We start from the raw sequence: 18,830 nt of genomic DNA, 5'->3' as shown, positions 1-18,830 counted from the left end.
TCAGCGGCCCCCTTGCTGCCGGGGTGGCATGCAGCCGGTCGCCGGGGGTGTGCCGGCGGGGAGGTAGTTCTTGGGCACGACGCCGCAGACGTAGTTGTCGAACCAGCGTCCGCTGCCGAGGGTGTTGCCGACGAGCCGGCTGTAGGAGCCGGTGGCGGCGAGGACCTTGTCCAGGCTCTTGCGGTTCTTCACCAGGACGGCGGTGACCCGGCCGAGGGAGTCGAGCGTCGGCCCGAGCTGTTTCTCGTTGTCCTTGACGAGTCCGGAGAGCTGGGTGCCGAGGTCGCGGGTGCCGGTGAGCAGCAGATGGATGGAGTCGCGGCGGGCCCGGATCTCGCCGAGCAGCAGGTTGCCGTCCTCCAGGAGCGTTTCGAAGCTGCTCTTCTTTCCGGCGAGGGTCTTGGTGAGCTGCTTGCTGCTGCGGAGCAGGGTGGCGAGCTGGGCGTCGCGTTCGGAGACCGTACGGGAGAGGGCGGAGAGCCCGTCGGCGGCGCTGCGGACGTGGGGCGGGGAGTCCTTGAAGGTGGCGGAGATCGCCTCGAAGCTCTTGGCGAGCTGTTCGGTGTCGATCTCGCCGATGGTGTCCCCGAGTCCGTTGAACGCCTGGGTGACGTCGTACGGGGAGGTGGTGCGGCTCGCGGTGATGCGGGAGCCGGGGTCCTGCGGGGCGTCGCCGAGCGGGTCGACGGCGAGGTACTTCTCGCCGAGCAGGGTCTTGATGGCGATGCCCACGGTGGAGGAGTCGCCGATCCAGGCGTCCTTGACCCGGAAGTCGACGCGGACCTTCGCGCCGTCGAGGGAGACGCCGGTGACCTCGCCGACCTTCACTCCGGCGATCCGCACCTCGTCGCCGTCGGCGAGTCCGGCGGACTCGGTGAAGTCGGCGCTGTAGGAGGTGCCGCCGTCGAGGAAGGGCAGCGAGTCGGCGCGCCAGGCGGCGAGGCCGACCAGCGTCAGGACGAGGAGCCCGACGACGGCGACGGCGACCGGGTTGCGCTCCCGGATGGGGGTGATTCTCATGCCAGGCACCTCGGTTGGGTGATCGCGATGCCGGTGGGCGGCGTGCTGCCGTCGTCGTGGGTGACGCCGCTGACCTTCGCTTCGCAGAGGTAGAGGTTGAGCCAGGATCCGTAGGACGTCAGCCGGGTGATGGCCGCCATCTTGGCCGGGGTCTTCTGGAGGAAGTTCTCGATCTGCGGGGTGCCCTTCTCCAACTGGCCGCTGAGCCGACCGAGTTGGCGGATGTCGTCCTTGAGCGGCTTTCTGCCGTCCTGGAAGAGGTCGGCGGTGACGGTGGTGAGCGCGCCCATCGCGGTGATGGCCTCGCCGAGCGGCTTGCGGTCGCCGGAGAATCCGGTGACGAGCTTCTGGAGGGTGACGACGAGGTCGTCGAAGCCCGCCTCCCGGTCGTTGACCGTCTTGAGCACCGTGTTGAGGTTCTTGATCACCTCGCCGATCACCTTGTCCTTGGCGGCGACGGTGGTGGTGAGCGAGCCGACGTGCCGCAGGATGCTGTCGACGGTGCCGCCCTCGCCCTGGAGGACCTGGACGATGGAGCCGGCGAGCTGGTTGACGTCGGGCGGCGAGAGCCCTTCGAACAGGGGCTGGAAACCGTTGAAGAGCTGGGTGAGGTCGAGCGCCGGAGTGGTGCGGGAGAGCGGGATGGTGTCTCCGGGCGCGAAGTCCCGGCCGACGGGCCCTGCTCCCTGGTCGAGGTCGACGTACCGCTGGCCGACCATGTTGAGGTATTTGATGGACGCCGTCACCGAGGCGGGCAGCGTGCGTCCTTTGCGTACGGCGAAGGCGACTTCGGCGACCCGCCGGTCGGCGACCTTCACGGATTCGACCTGGCCGACCTTCACCCCGGCGATCCGGACGCTGTCGCCGGGGATGAGGCCGGTGGCGTCGGTGAACCGCGCCTTGTACGTGGTGGTGTCGCCGACGCCCGTGTTGGCGATGGAGAGTCCGAGGACGGTGGTGGCCAGCACGGTGACCACGATGAAGACGAGGGACTTGGTGATCGGTCCGGCGAGCGAGCGGCGTTTCACTTGAGCTTCACCTCCGCACCGCGGAAGGCCGGGCCGATGAGCACGCTGCTCCAGTCGGCGAGGTCTCCCGGCCGGACCTTCAGCGAGGGTGCGACCAGTTCGTTGACGAGCCGGGACTCCTGAGGCGAGTTGGGCAGTCCGAGCGCGGTGTCCGTGCCGTCGCCGCCGTTGTCGGGGGTGGGCGGTGGGGCGGTGACCTCGGCGGCCCGGCGGGTGTCGGCGGTCGGGGCGTGCTTGCCGACGTACGGCACCGAGTAGCAGTGCGGTCCACCGGTGGCGTCGTAGACCGGGGCGTCCTTGCCGGGGACGTACTTGCCCTTGGATGCAACGGCCTTGACCGACACATGCAGTCCCGGCTGGTCGGTTCCCTTGCCGAGGGCCTTGTCCATGGCGGGTACGAAGCCGGCCATGGTGCGCAGGGTGCAGGGGAACGACTCGGCGTATTCGGCGAGGAGTTGGAGTGAGGGACGGCTCGACGCGGAGAGCCGGATGAGGTTGTCCTTGTTCTCCCGCAGGAAGGAGGTGACGTCCTGCGCGGCGGCCGTGGTGGTGCCGTACAGGCCGGCGAGCCGGGCCTCCTGGTCGGCGAGGGTGGAGCTGGTGACCGTGGCGTCGGTCAGCGCGTCGAGGACGTCCGGCGCGGCGTCCGCGTACAGCGTGCTCACCTTGACGAGTTCCTTGATGTCGGCGTTGAGGGTGGGGAGTTGGGGGTTGAACTTCTTCAGGTGACCGTCCAGCGTGGTCAGCGTCTCGCCGAGGCGTTCACCGCGGCCCTCCAGTGCCTGGGAGACGGCGTTGAGGGTGGCGGAGAGCTTCTCGGGCTTCACGGCGGTCAGCAGCGGCAGGACGTTGTCCAGGACCTGTTCCAGCTCGATGGCGTTGGAGGAGCGGTCCTGCGGGATGACGGCCCCGGCCCGCAGCGTGGAGCCCGTGGGGATGCGGGGCGGGACGAGCGCGACGAACCGTGCGCCGAAGAGGGTGGTGGGCAGCATCTGGGCGGTGACGTCGGCGGGTATCCGCCCGAGCTTGTCGCGGTCGATGGCCAGGGTGAGGCGGGCGCCCTCGCCGTCGGTGGCAATGGAGCGGACCTGCCCGATGACGACGCCGCGCAGTTTCACGTCGGCGTGTGTGTGCATCTCGTTGCCGACCGAGCCGGTGCGGACGGTGACGGTGGCGTCGTCGGTGAAGTCCTTCTGGTACACGGAGACCGAGACCCACACCAGGACGGCGGGCACCAGCAGGAAGGTGACTCCGGCCAGGCGCCGGCGGGCCGTGCGGGTGCTGGAGGTACGCATCAGCCGGCCACCTTCACGGTTGTCGTGGCGCCCCAGATGGCGAGCGAGAGGAAGAAGTCGGTGACGCTGATGAGGACGATGGCGTTGCGCACCGACCGGCCGACCGCCACGCCCACGCCGGCCGGTCCGCCGGTGGCGTGGAAGCCGTAGTAGCAGTGGGCGAGGATCACCAGCACGCTGAAGATCAGCACCTTGAGCACCGACAGCAGTACGTCCTCGGGAGAGAGGAAGAGATTGAAGTAGTGGTCGTAGGTGCCCGCCGACTGCCCGTTGAAGAGGATGGTGATGTAGCGGGAGGCGACGTACGAGGAGAGCAGCCCGATCGCGTACAGCGGGATGATCGCGACGACTCCGGCGATGATCCGGGTGGTGACGAGGTAGGGCATGGACCGCACGCCCATCGCTTCCAGGGCGTCGACCTCCTCGTTGATCCGCATCGCACCGAGCTGCGCGGTGAAGCCGGCGCCGACGGTGGCGGAGAGGGCGAGGCCGGCGACCAGCGGGGCGATCTCCCGGGTGTTGAAGTAGGCGGAGATGAATCCGGTGAAGGCCGAGGTGCCGATCTGGTTGAGTGCGGCGTACCCCTGGAGTCCGACGACCGTGCCGGTGAAGAGGGTCATGGCGACCATCACGCCGATGGTGCCGCCGATGACTCCGAGTCCGCCGCTGCCGAAGGCGACCTCGGCCAGCAGCCGTTGCACCTCGCGCAGATAGCGGCGCAGGGTGCGCGGGATCCAGACGAGCGCCTTGACGTAGAAGGTGAGTTGGTCGCCCGATCGGTCGAGCCAGCTGAGCATCGCCATGGGTCAGCTCCCCTTCGCGGGGACGATCTGGAGGTAGATCGCCGTGAGGACCATGTTCACGAAGAACAGCAGCATGAAGGTGATGACGACGGACTGGTTGACCGCGTCGCCGACGCCCTTGGGGCCGCCGCGCGGGTTGAGGCCGCGGTAGGCGGCGACGATGCCCGCGATGAAGCCGAAGATGAGTGCCTTGAACTCGCTGATGTAGAGGTCGGGCAGCTGGGCGAGGGCGGAGAAGCTCGCGAGGTACGCGCCCGGGGTGCCGTCCTGCATGATCACGTTGAAGAAGTAGCCGCCGAGCGTGCCGACCACCGAGATCAGCCCGTTGAGCAGGACGGCGACGAGCATGGTGGCCAACACCCGTGGCACGACGAGGCGTTGGATGGGCGAGACGCCCATGACCTCCATCGCGTCCAGCTCCTCGCGGATCTTGCGCGAGCCGAGGTCGGCGCAGATCGCGGATCCGGCGGCGCCGGAGATCAGCAGGGCCACGATGATCGGGCTCGCCTGCTGGATGACCGCGAGGACGCTGGCGCCGCCGGTGAAGGACTGGGCGCCGAGCTGCTGGGTGAGCGAGCCGACCTGGAGGGCGATGACCGCGCCGAACGGGATGGAGACGAGGGCGGCGGGCAGGATGGTGACGCTCGCGACGAACCAGAACTGCTCGATGAACTCCCGTACCTGGAACGGCCGGCGGAAAATGGCCCGGGCCACGGCGACGGCGAGCGCGAACAGCTTCCCGGTCTCGCGGAGCGGCGCGAGCAGCCGGGAGGGCCGGCGCTGCTCGGGGCCCTTCCCGGTTGCCTTCCCGGAGGCTTCCCCGGAGACGGCGGGCGGGGGTTTCTCGGGCGGCTCGGGCGGCCGCACCGGCATCGGGGCGGTCACGCGCGCGCACCTCCCGCGGCCGGGGCGTAGCTGTTGAGGATGGCCGTACGGGCGGCCTCCGGCAGCTGGCCCATCATCGACATGACCCGCTCGCGGCGGCGCAGCGCGCCCTGGCGTACGGGCATCCCGGGCGAGGGCTCCAGCTGCGGGACGACGGTGCGGGGCCCGGTGGGCAGCGGGGCGGTGTCGCCCAGCTGCTCGGCGGCGAGGGTGGCGGCGTCCTTCTCCTCGGACATGCCGATGGGTCCTTCGCGGCGTCCGGCGAGGAACTGCGAGACGACCGGGGTGTCGCTGGTGAGCAGCACCTCGCGCGGGCCGAAGGTGACGAGGTTGCGGCAGAACAGCATGCCCATGTTGTCGGGGACGGTGGCCGCGATGTCGAGGTTGTGGGTGACGATGAGCATCGTCGCGTCGATCTGCGCGTTGAGGTCGATGAGGAGCTGCGAGAGGTAGGCGGTGCGGACCGGGTCGAGGCCGGAGTCCGGCTCGTCGCAGAGGATGATCTGCGGGTCCAGGACCAGGGCGCGGGCGAGGCCGGCCCGCTTGCGCATACCGCCGGATATCTCGCCCGGCAGTTTGCCCTCGGCGCCGAGGAGCCCGACGATGTCGATGCGCTCCATGACGATGCGGCGGATCTCGGATTCCTTCTTGCGGGTGTGCTCGCGCAGCGGGAAAGCGATGTTGTCGAAGAGCGACATCGAGCCGAAAAGAGCCCCGTCCTGGAACATGAGGCCGAAGAGCTTCCGGGTCTCCATGATGTCGCGCTCGGAGCTGTTCACCATGTCGACGCCGTTGATGAGAACGCGTCCCTGTTCGGGCTTCAGAAGCCCGATGATGGATTTCAGGAAAACGGTCTTTCCGGTTCCGGAAGGACCGAGCATGACACTCACTTCACCGGCGGGCAGGGTGAGGCTGACGTCCTGCCAGATGTTCTGCTTGCCGAAGGACTTCGTCAGGCCCTCGACGACTACTTCGATACCCATCGGCCCTCCCTCCAGATGGCGGTGAACGTGTTCATCGTTAAGCGCTCCGGCTCTGAGAAAAGCGATGGCGGCTCGTCACACATGCACCGGGGGGCGCACGTTATGTCCGCCGAAACCGCCAGGGCAAGCCGTTGAACAGCGGAGATCGACGAACGCGGTGCTGAGAATGGATCACTTGTCATTCGGTGACAAAACCGGTCCCCGGCCTTGTCGAAATCTGCGCAAGCATCCGGGCGTTCCCGATCGGCACGACTGGGACGCTACGGGCCGGTAACCTGACTTCGCAATACTGGGTACAGATTTTCCTCGGCGAGAATTCATGTGGCCCGAAGGATTGTTGCCGGGTGAGCAATCCGCCCGTCAAACCTGTCGGATGATGAGGAGTCACCTGCCCGCCGGACCGGCCCGGCGGGCATGAAAAGAGCCCTTCCGGTCCTGTGGAACCGGAAGGGCTGGGAGTTTTTTCGGGTCACCGCTCGGGGTCGGGCACCCTCGGCGGGCAGTCCGGCCCTTCCGGGTTCGTCGCCACGCACAGCGGCGCCTGCGTCATCTTCGTGTAGTTGTCGGCCTTCTTGCCCGGGCTGGAGATGGCCGAGGTGAAGATCGGGTCGAGGTCCTCGCCCACACCGCAGCCCTCGAACGGCGGGATGTGCGCGTAGCCGGTCAGGGTGCCGCCGAACGCCACGAGATAGCCGGCCGGCGGATAGCTCTGGCCGTACCCCCGCAGCACCTGTTCGAAGGGCCGTTCCGTGCGGCAGTCGGGGCCCACGTCCAGGGGCACCCCGTTCACCTTCACATCGGAGAGCCGCATGACGAGCTGCGCCGTGACCGTCGTCTCCTCCGGGTAGGTCGGCGTGTTGGTGACCGTGTGGGTGTGGATCGCGGCCGGGGGGCCGACCTGCTCCAGGGTCATCGTCGCGGTCGTCGGCATGAACCCGTAACTGAGGAACGTGGCCTTCGTCGGCGGGAGTTGGCGGCGGCCCTCGTAGTCGAAGTTCACCTCCGAGGAGACGTCGACGGTGGAGGCGCAGGAGTCGTTGATGTAGCGCTTGTTCAGCACGACCTTCATGAACGCGGGCCCCAGCGCCGCCGCGCCGTCCAGCTTGGCGGCGTTGGCGTAGCCGGCCGCGTAGGTCTCGGCGGTGGTCATCACCCACTCGGGCGGGATCTCGATCGGGCAGCTGCCCGGGTCCTCGTCGGCGAGGGCTTCGCGCCGCTTGTCGGTGAGGGCGTCGATCTTCTCCCGTGCGGTGGGTGGCAGCCCTTCGTCCGGCCGGGTGGGCTCGGGCTCCGGTGCGGGGCCGCTCTCCCCGGGGCGGGGTGCGGGCGCCGTGGGGTCGGTGTCGCCGCGGATCGTGATCGCGGCCAGTTCGGGCTCCTGGCCCGGGACCGGTTCGCAGGCGACGTCGAGCCCCGGCGGCTCGGTCGGCTCGCCGTCGGCCGTACGGGAGGAGAGCGCGAGGGTGAGCCCTTCGGGGGCCAGTGTCGCGCGTCCGGGGCTGCCGAAGGCGACCGTCGGCACGTCCCCGGTGGCGGTGAGCGCCAGTTCGCCCTCGTCGGGCAGGGGCACGGGCGGGGCGGTCAGGTCCTGCCAGGAGGCGTCGGCGGACCGGTCGCCGACGGTGTTGCGGACGGTGAGCCGTGCGACGGCCGACAGGGTCCCGGTGTCGAGGTCGCGGAACCGGGCGAGCGCCGTGGGCGGCAGGGTGACGTCCACCGCGACCTGGTCGGGGCGGATCTCCTCGCCCGTACGGGCCGAGGTGGGCAGCACCGCCGAGACGACGACGTCCACCTCCTCGGGCCCGGAGGGGAACGGGCAGGCGTAGCGGAGGGCGACCTCCGACTTCTGTTCCGCGGCGGCCGATTCGGCGCTGGGAACGAGCGCGGTGGCGACGACGAGCGCCCCGCCCACGGCCCAGTGGATCGGTCGTCTCGCTGCGGCGCGTGCATCGACGGTCATACGGATGTGTCCTTCCGGCGCGCGTGGGCCCAGAGGAGGGGGTGGCTGCGGACAGCGGGTCCGCTTCCCGGCGACGGCCTCGCGGCGGGGCCGGGCGGACCGCGAACGGACGTCGGGCGGGGTTCGGTTCGGCTGTGGCTCGGTCGGGTGCGGCCGTACGTCGAGCGGGTTCCGCCGTACGCCGGCCGCGGTCCGGCCGGGCTTCGGATCCCCTACCGACGGGTACGGTACGCACGCCGACGGCGCCTGGGAAGGGCCGGGTTCCCGATCGGATCACCGGCCGGCGGAGTTTGGCAGACGGTGACAAATCCGCCGTCGCGCCCTTGTCGGCGGGTGCGCGAAAAGAGCGTCGTGCCCGGCCGGTCGCCGCCGGTCGTGGTCGTGCCCGGCCGTGGTCGTGCCCGGCCGCCGGGTGCGCACGGCCGGGCACGACGCTCGGGTACGGGACGTCAGCGGCGGTGGGTCACCCGCTGATCACCGGGGACTGGCCCGATGTCCCGTTCACAATGGTGTACAGCCCCTGGAAGCTGGCGGTGGTGCCGACGATGCCGCAGCCGCCGCCGACCTTGTTGGCGATGGCCAGGGTCAGTCCGCCGCCCGCGGTGTTCAGGGTGCCGTTGCTGCCGCCGGCGCTCGGGTTGTTGTACTTGGCCGCGACCTTGCCGGTCACGTCGAAGGTGCAGGGGCCGAGGATGCTGCTCCCGGTCACCTTCGCCTTGATCGCCCTGATCTCACCGGTCGTCTGGCCCGTGGAGTTGGTGCCGGCGCCCGCCGCGTAGTCCAGGCCCCAGATCTCCCACGACGGCGTGGTGGACACCGTCCAGGTGGAGCTGAACGGCCCGGTGCACGGCGAGTTGAACGAGATCGCCGAGATGGACGCGAGCTTGGCCGGGCTGCCGGCGACCGGGGAGGTCGGCGCGTTGCCCGAGGCGGCCGAGGTCGCACACTGGATCTTGTTGCCGTTGTTGTCGGTCAGGACGGTCACTCCGGCGGTGCCGTTGAAGTCACCGGTCGGGCTGATCGTCCAGCTGGTGGGCGCTGCGACGGCCGAGGGGGCGGCCAGGACCACGGATGCCGCGGCGGCGCCGATCGCGGTCAGGAAACCGGTTCGCTTGAACATGGGGGTACTCCCTTTTCTCGTCCCGTTGGGGATTCGGCTGAACGTGACTGGAGAGGTTCGTGCGCTGTTCTCCACCGTGCCGGACGGTGCGGCACATGCGGCGGGGTCCACTGGGCTGGACGTGAGGGCGGCTCTCGCATCACCTCCTCGCACCGGGGGTGAGGCCTACCGCTTCGCGGAGTGCCAGAATTCCGACAGCTTCCGGCCCTCGTCCGGCGCGAGGCCTGCGGGGTCGTAGGGGCTGCCGAAGTAGGTCGTGGTGGCGTCGAGGGAGACGCTGTTCTTCCCGGCGGCGGACGGGAGACCGGTCTTGAGGTTCACCGCCCAGTCCAGGAGCCCGGCACCGCAGCCGCTGGCCCCCGGCACCGCGAAGGTCGCGTCGCCCTGGTCGGCGCCGTCGAAGGTGTAGCGCCCCATCTCGCCCTCGTCGTCGTTCGGGGTTCCGTCGGCCGAGAACCGCTGGAGCGAGAGGGTCGGCGCCGTCGTGTTCTGCGGCTTCAGGAGCACCGGATTCGCGGTGGTCCCGATGTAGCACTTGTCACCCAGGAACGGATTCTTGAGGTGGATGCGGACCGGGATGGTGAGAATGGGCTCACCGGTGGAGAAAGCGGCGCTCATATGGAAGTCGCGCGGCGCCCCGGCCGGTTCGATGGTGGCGGTCACCCGGTTGAGATTGTTGTCGGTGAGCTGACGGCAGATTCCTGATACGAGGGGAATTCCGCTGGGGCACATCAGCCCGAGCAGCCCGCCCGGGATCTCCGCCGGGTCGGCGGTCAGGGCCCCCTCGGGCGGGGCCACCAGGGCGGCGGTGCCGTCGGCGCGCTGGACGACTCCGAGCTGCAGATCGGTCTTTCCGGTGGCCACCTCCGTCTTGCCCAGGGTGATGGATCCGGTGGCCGAGCTCGACGCTATGCAGGTGGCGATGGTGTTGATGCCGTCCGCGGCCAGCATGGCGGGCGCGTCGACAGGGCAGCGGTCGAAGGGCGCCCAGTCGCCGTTGAGCTGGGTGGCGGCGGTGGCCGACCCGGTGGAGAGCAGAGCGCTGAACGCCGTGAATGCCGCGAGCAGACCTACGCGGGTTCGATTGGAAACGGATCTCATGTCGTCCCCTCTGTCGGCCGCCGTGGCGCGGCCTCGTGCACGAAGTTGACCGGTTCTGCAACGCATGCCCGCACCGCGACGGATCTCGACGGTGATGGAGCCTCGGGTGGGCCCGGGGGCGGAGGATCGGAGCATCAAATTTCGGGCAGATTTCGTGACCGAATTGATCGAGGCGTGATGTTACTCGCGGGAAACAGGGCGACACAATCCGTCCGCCTAAGATTCTTTGTGCCGCACTCTTTTTGATCCGGAAATGAGCATCGGAGCGTCGTGCCCTTATCAAGGAATGCGTACCCGGAGGCGTGGAATTACGCGGCGAGGGCCGGAACCCCCGCGCGTCGTGCGCACCCGGCGCGCTCGGGGCGGGGGCCGGGGAAGCCCCGCCTCCGTTCACTCACGAACAGCCCGAGATTCAGCCATCCGGCCGGAAATACTCGCCCGGGAGGGGCTGTTCACCCGCGTTCGCCGTGGTGAGCCGCCTGTGCGCACGGCCACCGGGGACGCCGGCCGACCGCGCTCACACCGGGCCGGGAACAACTCGGCCGCCAGGGAACGGCTTTGTTGTCATCACCGGAGCAGGCGGCCGAAATTCATTGTCCGAAAGCGCGCAGTACCGCCCGACCTGCACGGAAGTCGCACAGTGCGGCCAGGATGTGTGCCCCTTGCACGTCGATCTTGTCCAAGTGGTGTGCAGTGCCTGTTCCTTGGTCTATCTTCGTCGCGAACTTGGTACGCACCTGTCGGTTCGTGGGAGCGCTTTCCCCCCACCGCCTCACCCCCACCGGGCGCCGAGAGCAAGGGGACATGTCATGGCACATCTCATACAGCCGCTGGACACCGAGGACCCGCTGGGGCCGCTTCCCCAGGAATTCGCGGCGATCATGCGGCCCGAACTGCCCAGCCTCATCAAGGAAATCGGCGTCGAGGTCACCCGGGCGTATCCGGAATACGCCCGGCTGCTCGACGGGCCGAACGGGCAGGCCATCCGGGTGGGCGTGGAACAAAGCCTCGCCTCCTTCGTCGATCTGGTGGCCGAGCCCTCGTCCTCCACCACGCTCCGGGACGACATGTGCCGGCGCTTCGGACGGTTCGAGGCGTACGAGGGCCGGAGCATGGACACCCTCCAGGGGGCCTACCGGCTGGGCGCGCGGGTGGCGTTGCGGCGGGCGAAGAAGGTCGGGCAGAGCTATCACCTCTCCCCCACGCTGATGCTGAGTTTCGCCGACGCGCTCTTCGCCTACGTCGACGAACTGGAATCGCTTTCCCGCGAAGGCTTCCTGGAGGTGCAGTCCCAGTCCGGCGAGCACAGCGAGGCGCTGCGCCGCCGCCTGCTCCACCTGATCCTCGCCGGACGCCCGGCCCCGGGCAGCGCCATCGCCGATCTGTGCGAGCAGGTCGGCTGGCCGCTGCCGGAGGAGGTCACGCTGATCGCCGTCCGCGCCCCGGCGGAGCTGGACCGGCTCAGCGCGGACCGTGACCTGCTCGTCGACCTCAGCGCCCCGCAGCCGCACCTGCTCGTCCCGGGGGCGCTGGACGACGCGCGAAGATCCATGCTGGAACAGGCTCTGCCGGCCGGCCGCGCGGCGATCGGCCTGACCGTGCCAACCGCCCTGGCCTGCGAGTCGATCCGCTGGGCCCGCCGGGTCCTGGAGCTCGTCGACTCCGGCGTGATCGACGACGCCCCGCTGATCCGCTGCGAGGACCACCTCATCACCCTGTGGCTGCTGTCCGACCCCGCGCTGCTGGACCAGCTCGCCCAGCGGGAGCTGGCCGCCGTCGCGGGGATCAGCGCCACCCGGCGTGACCGGCTGGTCGAGACGCTGCGGATCTGGCTCGACACCCGGGGCACGGCGGCGCAGATGGGCGCGCTGCTGGATGTCCATCCGCAGACCGTGCGCTACCGCATGCGGAGCCTGGAGACCATCTTCGGTGACCAACTCGTCGATCCCGAAAGCCGTTTCGCCACCGAGGCGGTGTTACGGGCGCTGCGCCTGCGGTCCCGCGCGACCGGCACATCCCCCTGATCCGGATCACGTTCGGCGCGGCAGGTCAACTTACCGGCGCGTAAGGCGAAATAGACGGTCAGTCCCAAACGGTTGCGACACGGAGACGTATCCGACGAGAAACCCGGAACCGCGTCCCGTAGACAGGAAGGAACCTGCCGCCCATCAGGCGACAGGCCCCGAGCACCGCCTCCTGGCCAACCATCCGAGAGGGAACACCCCATGACCGCCTCGCACCTCCTCGTCCCCGTGCCGATCCCGGACCGGGTCGCCGCGCTGATCGGTTCGTGCATTCCGCCGCACATCCTCCAGGCGGAGTTCGACGCCGACTGCGCGGCCCGCGAGGTCCGCAGGTTCCGCGGCCCCCGGCTCGGCGTCGAGGACCAGGCCGACCGGGAGCAGGCGCTGTCCGACCTGGCCCGCGCCAACAAGGTGCTGGCCGCACACCATCCGCGACTGGCGGTGCTGCCCGGCTCGCCCTTCTGAGCCCACCGCCCCATCGAGCACCCCGGCGGCGGACCGGTCTTGCGACCCGCCGCCGCCCCCCTTACCTTACTCCAAAGTAAGTTTACTCCGGAGTAAGGAATTGGCGTGGACGGAACCAGCAGCGGCAACCTCACCGACGGCCTGGCCGGGCTCGACTTCGCGGCGGTCGGGCCCGAGGAGTTCGCACGGATCGTCAAGGGACTGTCCGCCAAGCAGCTCACCGAGGTCATGCGGGGCGAGCTGCGCACCCGGATACTCGGCGAGGTCTTCGGCCGGATGCGGCAGCAGTTCCGGCCCGAGGCGGCCGGCGGCCTCACCGCGCTGATCCGCTGGAAGATCACCGGCGAGGACGACGTGGTCTACGAGACGGCGATAGCCGACGGCGTCTGCCGGGTCACCTCCGGCCGCTCCGATGCCGAACCCCGCACCACACTGGTGATGGGCGACGCCGAGTTCCTCAAGCTGGTCTCCGGCAACGGCAATCCGGTCACGATGTTCATGACGCGCAAGCTGAAGGTCGCCGGTGACGTCGGCCTCGCCTCCGGCCTGACCCGCTACTTCGACATCCCGAAGGCGTGAGGGCATGAGCTTCTTCTCCCTCGCCCTGACCGAGGAGCAGCAGGACCTCCGTAACTGGGTGCACGGCTTCGCCGCCCAGGTGGTCCGGCCGGCCGCCGCCGAGTGGGACGCCCGCGAGGAAACCCCCTGGCCGGTGATCCAGGAGGCCGCGCGGATCGGTCTGTACGGTTTCGAGTCGCTCGCCGATCTGTACGGGGACCCGACCGGGCTGTCCCTCCAGATCGCCAACGAGGAGCTGTTCTGGGGTGACGCGGGCATCGGCATGGCCCTGTTCGGCACCTCGCTCGCGGTCGCCGGCATCTTCGCCTCCGGCACCCCGGACCAGCTCGCCGAGTGGGTGCCGCAGTGCTACGGCGACGAGGACGATCCGAAGGTCGCCGCCTTCTGCGTCTCCGAACCGGGCGCCGGTTCCGACGTCTCCGCGATGACGACACGGGCCCGCTACGACGAGGCGGCCGACCAGTGGGTGATCTCCGGTCAGAAGGCGTGGATCACCAACGGCGGCATCGCCGAGGTCCATGTCGTCGTCGCCTCGGTCGACCCGTCGCTCGGCTCCCGCGGCCAGGCCGCGTTCATCGTGCCGCCCGGCACCAAGGGCCTGACGGCGGGCCGCACGGTCAAGAAGCTCGGCCTGCGCGCCTCGCACACGGCGGACCTCTTCCTCGACGAGGTCACCGTGCCGGGCCACTGCCTGCTCGGCGGCAAGGAAAAGCTGGACGCCCGCCTCGCCAGGGCCCGCGAGGGCACCACCGCCAAGGGCCAGGCGGCCATGGCGACGTTCGAGGTCAGCCGCCCGACCGTCGCCGCGCAGGCACTCGGCATCGCGCGCGCCGCCTATGAGTACGCCCTGGAATACGCCGGTGAACGCGAGGCGTTCGGCAGGCCGATCATCGAGAACCAGTCGATCGCCTTCGCCCTGGCCGATATCCGCACCGAGATCGAAGCCGTACGCCTGCTGATCTGGCAGGCCGCCTGGATGGCCCGCAACGACCGCACGTTCGACGCGGGCCAGGGCTCCATGTCGAAGCTGCGGGCCGGTGAACTCGCGGTCGCGGCAACGGAGAAGGCGGTCCAGATCCTCGGCGGCGCGGGCTACAGCCGGGAGCATCCGGTGGAGCGGATGTACCGCGACGCGAAGATCTACACGATCTTCGAGGGGACGAGCGAGATCCAGCGGCTGGTGATCGCACGGGCGATCTCGGGGCGGCACATCCGCTGAGGCCGGGTCCGGTCCCGCGGCGACCGCCGCACCGTCCGCGCAACAGCAACTCACCACCCCTCCCCCGCTGTTTCATCACGACTCCATCACCAACGGAACAAGTCGCTCCCCAGGGTCCGGTCGCATCGCTACCGTCGGGCTTCCGCACAGCACCCTGGGGGGATCATGGACTGGAACAGCCCGCAGCACCCGTCGCGTCGGCCCGGCTGGGGCCAGGGCGACGGCTTCACGCCGCAGCCGCCTCCGACGGGTGGACCGCGGTGGGCACGCAAGCGTGTCGTACTCCCGGCGGCCGGCGCGTTGTTCGTGCTCGGTGTCGGGATCGGCGCCACCGGTGAACAGCCGCGAGAAGTGCGCACCGTCGCGGCGAAGACGAAGCCCGGGCCGACCGTCACGGTCACGGAGACCGCGACGGTCACGGTGACCGCGACTCCGGAACCGGCCCCGACCGTCACGAAGGTCAAGAAGGTGCGGGTCACGGTCACCGCCGCTCCCCCGGAGCCGGAGCCCGCGAAGAAGCCCGTCGCCCAGGACGACGCCTCCGGCAGCGGTGGGGGCTCGGGCAGCACGTCGGCGTACTACAAGAACTGCGATGCGGTGCGTGCCGCCGGTGTCGCACCCATCCGGTCCGGCCAGCCCGGGTACGGGCGGCATCTGGACCGTGACGGCGACGGAGTGGGCTGCGAATAGGGGGAGCAGGACGTCGGCATATGTGATTCTCGTCGCCCTGACTCGTGCGACGGCACCGGAACCGAAGCCCGGACTTCGGCCTCCGGTGCCGGCGGCAGGGGCCGTCACCGAGCGCGTCGGGAAGCGCACGCGACCGCGTCGACGGCCCGTCACACGCCGTCGACGTGCGGCAACAGCGTTCCGGACGCCCGGCCATGGCGATGCGTGACGACGGTGTGGAGACGCCCGCGGTGCGCGAGGGCGGTGCGCCGACGCGGGCGTCGGGCCGGGGCGAGCGGTGCGCGTGGCGGGTTCCACACGCTTGTTCGGCGACCGGACCGGCTCCGTGCCACTAGCCTCTTCACATGACCTCCACTTCGACCGAGCCGACGTCTGCCCGCCCGATGGTTGAACTGAACGCGGAGATCCGCGCGCTGGTCGCCGACGGCGGTGTGGTGTCGCCGGAGGGCCGCCGGGAGTACGAGCGGCTTCTCGTCGAGTGGGTGGCGGCCGTGCGGGGCGGATCCACCGAAGCCGTCTGACGTACGGGTACGGAGGCGAGCGCGCCCGGAGCGGGGCAGGCTCCGGGGGACCACCCCCTCCGCGTGGCCCGGCCGGGGTGTCGGCGATAGTGAGCGTCCGTCCGCGTCCTCACCCCGGGAGAACCCCATGACCGCCGCGTCACCCGCCGGCGCCCGCCGCCCGTCCCTCCTGCTCGTCACCGATCTGGCGTACGAGGCGCGCGGCCGCCGCTACTGCGACGAGGACATCCACCTCGCCTCCCGGCTGCGCGAGACGTTCGACGTGGCGCTGTGCCATCCGCGGGACGCGGCCGCGCTGCTGGACCGCTTCGACCTCGCCCTCGTACGCAACAGCGGGCCCGTGCTGCACTACCGGGAGGCCTACGACGCGTTCCGCGCGCGGGCCCGGGAGCTGGGGACGCCGGTCTACAACCCGCTCGGCGGGCGCGGCGACATGGCGGGCAAGGAGTATCTCGTCGAGATGAGCCGGGCCGGTCTCCCGGTCATCCCCACCGTGGACCGGGCGGCGGACCTGCCGGGGCTGCCCGACGTCCCCCGGTACGTGGTCAAGCCGAAGCTGGGGGCGGACTCGGTCGGGCTGCGGTTCGTCACGGCGGCGGAGGCCCGGGCCGGGCTGGAGCGGGCGGCCGAGGGCTCCCTCCTCGTACAGCCGCTGATCGACTTCCGCCACGAGGTGTCCTTCTACTTCGTCGACCACGACTTCCAGTACGCGCTGTACGCCCCGGACCCGGAGCGCCGCTGGGTGCTGGAGCCGTACGCGGCGAGCGCGGCGGACCTGGAGTTCGCCCGGCGCTTCATCGCCTGGAACTCCCTCTCGCACGGCGTCCAGCGCGTCGACGCCTGCCGTACGGCCGAGGGCGGTCTGCTGCTCGTGGAGCTGGAGGACCTCAATCCGTATCTCTCGCTCGACCGGGTCGGCGAGGAGGCCCGGGAGGCGTTCGTCGCGCGGCTGACGAGGTCGCTGGCCTCGCTGCTCCGCTGACCCCCGTCCGGCCCGCCCCCGCATGCGGGGGCGGGGGGCCGGTGTGAGGGTGCAGAGGTGACCACTGCCAGCGAGCAAGCCCCCGCCGCGCAGAGTGCCGCCGCGCCGCCGCCCGTCCTCGACCGGCGGCGGCGCAACATCGTCTTCGCCACGATCGTGCTCGGCATGCTGCTCGCCGCACTGGACCAGACGATCGTGGGCACGGCCCTGCCGACGATCGTCTCCGACCTGGGCGGCGCCGCGCACATGTCGTGGGTGGTCACCGCCTATCTGCTGGCCGAGACGGTGGCCACCGTCCTGGTCGGCAAGTTCGGCGACCTGTTCGGGCGGAAGCTGGTCTTCCAGGTCTCGGCGATCATCTTCATCACCGGATCGTTCCTCTGCGGCCTCGCCTCGGACATGCTGCTGCTGATCATCTGGCGCGGTATGCAGGGCATCGGCGCCGGCGGTCTCATGGTCACGTCGATGGCGCTGATCGCGGATGTGATCCCGCTGCGCGAGCGGGGCAAGTACCAGGGCGCGATCGGGGCGGTCTTCGGTATCTCGACCGTGATCGGGCCGCTGCTCGGCGGCCTGTTCACCGACCATCTGACCTGGCGCTGGGCGTTCTACGTCAATGTGCCGATCGCCATCGTGGTGGTCATCGCCGCCGCCCGGAACATCCCGTCGGTGAAGGCCGCGGGCCGGCCGGTCATCGACTACCGGGGCATCGCCCTGGTCACCGTCGGGGCGAGCGCGCTGATCCTGGCGACGAGCTGGGGCGGGAACGAGTACGCCTGGGGCTCGGCGGTGATCATCGGGCTGTTCGTCGGCGGGCTGATCGCCCTGGCCCTGTTCTGTCTGGTGGAGACGCGGGCGAAGGAACCGATGCTGCCGATGCGGCTGTTCCGGAACCCGGTGTTCACCGTCTGCTCGATCCTCAGCTTCATCGTGGGCTTCGCGATGCTCGGCTCGATGATCTTCCTGCCGACCTATCTGCAGTACGTGGACGGGGACTCGGCGACGCTCTCGGGGGTGCGGACGCTGCCGCTGGTCGCCGGTCTGCTGGCCGCCTCGATCTTCAGCGGCAACGTGGTGAGCAAGACGGGCCGCTACCGGGTGTTCCCGATCGTGGGGACGCTGGTCATGGCGGCCGGGCTGTTCCTGCTGTCCAGGATGGGGCCCGGCACCGGCGTCTGGCTGGAGTCGCTCTACATGGTGGTGCTGGGGCTCGGCATCGGCCTGGCCATGCAGGTGCTGACGATCGCCGTGCAGAACACCGTCGACTACGAGGACCTGGGCACGGCCACCTCGGGCGTGACGTTCTTCCGTACGCTGGGCAGCGCCTTCGGCACGGCCGTGTTCGGCACCATCTACGCCAACGCGCTCAAGCCGAACCTCACCGACGGGGTCGCGCAGGCGGTGGCCGCGGGCGGCGATCCGGCGGTCCTGGCCACTGCCTCGCAGAGCCCGCAGGCCCTGCACGCGCTGCCCGCCGCCCAGTCGGAACCGCTGGCGCTGGCCTACGCGGACACGCTGCACACCGTGTTCCTGTGGACGGTGCCCGTCGCGCTGATCGGCTTCGTCGTGGCGCTGTTCCTCAAGGAGGTGAAGCTGCGGGACTCGGCTCGGCTCGGGTCGACGGACATGGGCGAGGGCTTCGCGCAGCCGGGCAGCGGGGACTCGGCGAAGCTCCTCGAGTACTCGGTGGCCACGATCCTGCACAGCGCGGGCCCGGACACCGCCCGCCGGATTACCGCGGAGTGCGACACCCGGCTCGACATGGCGGGCGCCTGGGCGGTGATGCAGGTGGACCTGTTCACCAGGATGGTCGGCCACGCGGGACTCGGTCTGATCGCCGCCCGGCACCGCATTCCGCCGGAAGTGCTGGTGCCCGTCTTCGACCGGATGATCGAGGAGGGCTATCTGACGGGCGACGGCCGGATCTTCTCGCACACGGCGGCGGGCCGGCGCGAGGCGGCGGTGATCTCCGACGCCTGGGGCCGCTGGCTCAACGACCGTCTGGCCGAGGACGGCGCACGCCCCGACGACCGTCAGCTCCGGGCCACCGTGGACATGATCGCCAAGCGGCTGCTGGCGGAGGACCTGGCGCAGGAGCTGTCACCCGCGGCCGGACCGGGCGGTTCGACGCGGGTGGGGGCTCCGGTCTGAGGAA

The 18,830-nt window shown here is 70.1% G+C and carries 17 protein-coding genes; 8 read left to right on the top strand and 9 right to left on the bottom strand.

Annotated elements, in window-relative coordinates:
* From KV381_RS31970 to KV381_RS31930, 9 genes are all read right to left on the bottom strand, one after another.
* Nucleotides 1-1,020 carry an MCE family protein gene (locus KV381_RS31970; RefSeq protein WP_030076280.1) on the bottom strand — a complete coding sequence of 340 codons (1,020 nt, stop codon included), beginning with the start codon at nt 1,018-1,020 and terminating at the stop codon, nt 1-3.
* Nucleotides 1,017-2,048 carry an MCE family protein gene (locus KV381_RS31965; protein WP_030076277.1) on the bottom strand — a complete coding sequence of 344 codons (1,032 nt, stop codon included), beginning with the start codon at nt 2,046-2,048 and terminating at the stop codon, nt 1,017-1,019. Before KV381_RS31965 ends, KV381_RS31970 begins: the two co-directional genes overlap by 4 nt.
* The gene (locus KV381_RS31960; RefSeq protein ID WP_086777083.1) at nt 2,045-3,343 is read right to left on the bottom strand and encodes an MCE family protein; all 1,299 of its coding nucleotides are present in this window, start codon (nt 3,341-3,343) and stop codon (nt 2,045-2,047) included. Before KV381_RS31960 ends, KV381_RS31965 begins: the two co-directional genes overlap by 4 nt.
* Nucleotides 3,343-4,146, bottom strand: coding sequence for an ABC transporter permease (locus KV381_RS31955; RefSeq protein ID WP_030076273.1), 804 nt, complete (start codon nt 4,144-4,146; stop codon nt 3,343-3,345). The genes KV381_RS31960 and KV381_RS31955 overlap by 1 nt, the downstream gene beginning before the upstream one ends.
* A gap of 3 nt (nt 4,147-4,149) precedes the next feature.
* Nucleotides 4,150-5,031, bottom strand: a complete 882-nt coding sequence (locus tag KV381_RS31950; protein ID WP_030076271.1) for an ABC transporter permease — start codon at nt 5,029-5,031, stop codon at nt 4,150-4,152.
* Nucleotides 5,028-6,014, bottom strand: coding sequence for an ABC transporter ATP-binding protein (locus KV381_RS31945; RefSeq protein WP_030076269.1), 987 nt, complete (start codon nt 6,012-6,014; stop codon nt 5,028-5,030). The genes KV381_RS31950 and KV381_RS31945 overlap by 4 nt, the downstream gene beginning before the upstream one ends.
* Nucleotides 6,015-6,483: 469 nt before the next feature.
* Nucleotides 6,484-7,974, bottom strand: a complete 1,491-nt coding sequence (locus KV381_RS31940) for a DUF6801 domain-containing protein (RefSeq protein ID WP_086777082.1) — start codon at nt 7,972-7,974, stop codon at nt 6,484-6,486.
* Nucleotides 7,975-8,437: 463 nt separating this feature from the next.
* The gene (locus tag KV381_RS31935; RefSeq protein ID WP_030076266.1) at nt 8,438-9,094 is read right to left on the bottom strand and encodes a hypothetical protein; all 657 of its coding nucleotides are present in this window, start codon (nt 9,092-9,094) and stop codon (nt 8,438-8,440) included.
* A 165-nt stretch (nt 9,095-9,259) separates the two neighbouring features.
* A complete protein-coding gene (locus KV381_RS31930; protein ID WP_030076264.1) occupies nt 9,260-10,195 on the bottom strand; it encodes a hypothetical protein in 936 nt (311 codons plus the stop codon).
* An 809-nt stretch (nt 10,196-11,004) separates the two neighbouring features.
* Between KV381_RS31930 and KV381_RS31925 the strand changes: the two genes are divergently transcribed.
* The 8 genes from KV381_RS31925 to KV381_RS31890 all read left to right on the top strand — a co-directional run bounded on the left by KV381_RS31925 (nt 11,005) and on the right by KV381_RS31890 (nt 18,826).
* Nucleotides 11,005-12,219, top strand: a complete 1,215-nt coding sequence (locus tag KV381_RS31925) for a helix-turn-helix domain-containing protein (RefSeq protein ID WP_030076262.1) — start codon at nt 11,005-11,007, stop codon at nt 12,217-12,219.
* A gap of 201 nt (nt 12,220-12,420) precedes the next feature.
* Nucleotides 12,421-12,684 carry a hypothetical protein gene (locus KV381_RS31920; RefSeq protein ID WP_030076261.1) on the top strand — a complete coding sequence of 88 codons (264 nt, stop codon included), beginning with the start codon at nt 12,421-12,423 and terminating at the stop codon, nt 12,682-12,684.
* 105 nt (nt 12,685-12,789) lie between these two features.
* Nucleotides 12,790-13,263: an SCP2 sterol-binding domain-containing protein gene (locus tag KV381_RS31915; RefSeq protein ID WP_218786885.1), complete on the top strand. Its 474-nt coding sequence runs from the start codon at nt 12,790-12,792 to the stop codon at nt 13,261-13,263.
* A gap of 4 nt (nt 13,264-13,267) precedes the next feature.
* Nucleotides 13,268-14,482 carry an acyl-CoA dehydrogenase family protein gene (locus KV381_RS31910; protein ID WP_086777080.1) on the top strand — a complete coding sequence of 405 codons (1,215 nt, stop codon included), beginning with the start codon at nt 13,268-13,270 and terminating at the stop codon, nt 14,480-14,482.
* Nucleotides 14,483-14,647: 165 nt separating this feature from the next.
* Nucleotides 14,648-15,172 (top strand): excalibur calcium-binding domain-containing protein, encoded by a 525-nt coding sequence (locus KV381_RS31905; RefSeq protein ID WP_181007823.1) that lies wholly within the window; start codon nt 14,648-14,650, stop codon nt 15,170-15,172.
* 344 nt (nt 15,173-15,516) lie between these two features.
* Nucleotides 15,517-15,693, top strand: coding sequence for a hypothetical protein (locus tag KV381_RS31900; RefSeq protein WP_158101219.1), 177 nt, complete (start codon nt 15,517-15,519; stop codon nt 15,691-15,693).
* A 127-nt stretch (nt 15,694-15,820) separates the two neighbouring features.
* Nucleotides 15,821-16,675: a hypothetical protein gene (locus tag KV381_RS31895; protein ID WP_030076242.1), complete on the top strand. Its 855-nt coding sequence runs from the start codon at nt 15,821-15,823 to the stop codon at nt 16,673-16,675.
* A 57-nt stretch (nt 16,676-16,732) separates the two neighbouring features.
* Nucleotides 16,733-18,826, top strand: a complete 2,094-nt coding sequence (locus KV381_RS31890) for an MDR family MFS transporter (RefSeq protein ID WP_030076240.1) — start codon at nt 16,733-16,735, stop codon at nt 18,824-18,826.
* The last annotated feature ends 4 nt before the right edge of the window (nt 18,827-18,830 follow it).

Origin of the sequence: Streptomyces sp. WY228 (genome assembly GCF_019287315.1) — a bacterium.
Lineage (GTDB): Bacteria > Actinomycetota > Actinomycetes > Streptomycetales > Streptomycetaceae > Streptomyces > Streptomyces caviscabies.
Note: the sequence above shows the minus strand (reverse complement) of the source record. Positions and strands in the feature narration are given on the sequence as shown.

Coding starts and splice junctions, on each gene's coding strand:
- KV381_RS31925 (WP_030076262.1), top strand. CDS start 11,005: ATGGCACATCTCATACAGCCGCTGGACACCGAGGACCCGCTGGGGCCG.
- KV381_RS31920 (WP_030076261.1), top strand. CDS start 12,421: ATGACCGCCTCGCACCTCCTCGTCCCCGTGCCGATCCCGGACCGGGTC.
- KV381_RS31935 (WP_030076266.1), bottom strand. CDS start 9,094: ATGTTCAAGCGAACCGGTTTCCTGACCGCGATCGGCGCCGCCGCGGCA.
- KV381_RS31900 (WP_158101219.1), top strand. CDS start 15,517: ATGACCTCCACTTCGACCGAGCCGACGTCTGCCCGCCCGATGGTTGAA.
- KV381_RS31970 (WP_030076280.1), bottom strand. CDS start 1,020: ATGAGAATCACCCCCATCCGGGAGCGCAACCCGGTCGCCGTCGCCGTC.
- KV381_RS31955 (WP_030076273.1), bottom strand. CDS start 4,146: ATGGCGATGCTCAGCTGGCTCGACCGATCGGGCGACCAACTCACCTTC.
- KV381_RS31905 (WP_181007823.1), top strand. CDS start 14,648: ATGGACTGGAACAGCCCGCAGCACCCGTCGCGTCGGCCCGGCTGGGGC.
- KV381_RS31910 (WP_086777080.1), top strand. CDS start 13,268: ATGAGCTTCTTCTCCCTCGCCCTGACCGAGGAGCAGCAGGACCTCCGT.
- KV381_RS31945 (WP_030076269.1), bottom strand. CDS start 6,014: ATGGGTATCGAAGTAGTCGTCGAGGGCCTGACGAAGTCCTTCGGCAAG.
- KV381_RS31930 (WP_030076264.1), bottom strand. CDS start 10,195: ATGAGATCCGTTTCCAATCGAACCCGCGTAGGTCTGCTCGCGGCATTC.
- KV381_RS31895 (WP_030076242.1), top strand. CDS start 15,821: ATGACCGCCGCGTCACCCGCCGGCGCCCGCCGCCCGTCCCTCCTGCTC.
- KV381_RS31940 (WP_086777082.1), bottom strand. CDS start 7,974: ATGACCGTCGATGCACGCGCCGCAGCGAGACGACCGATCCACTGGGCC.
- KV381_RS31960 (WP_086777083.1), bottom strand. CDS start 3,343: ATGCGTACCTCCAGCACCCGCACGGCCCGCCGGCGCCTGGCCGGAGTC.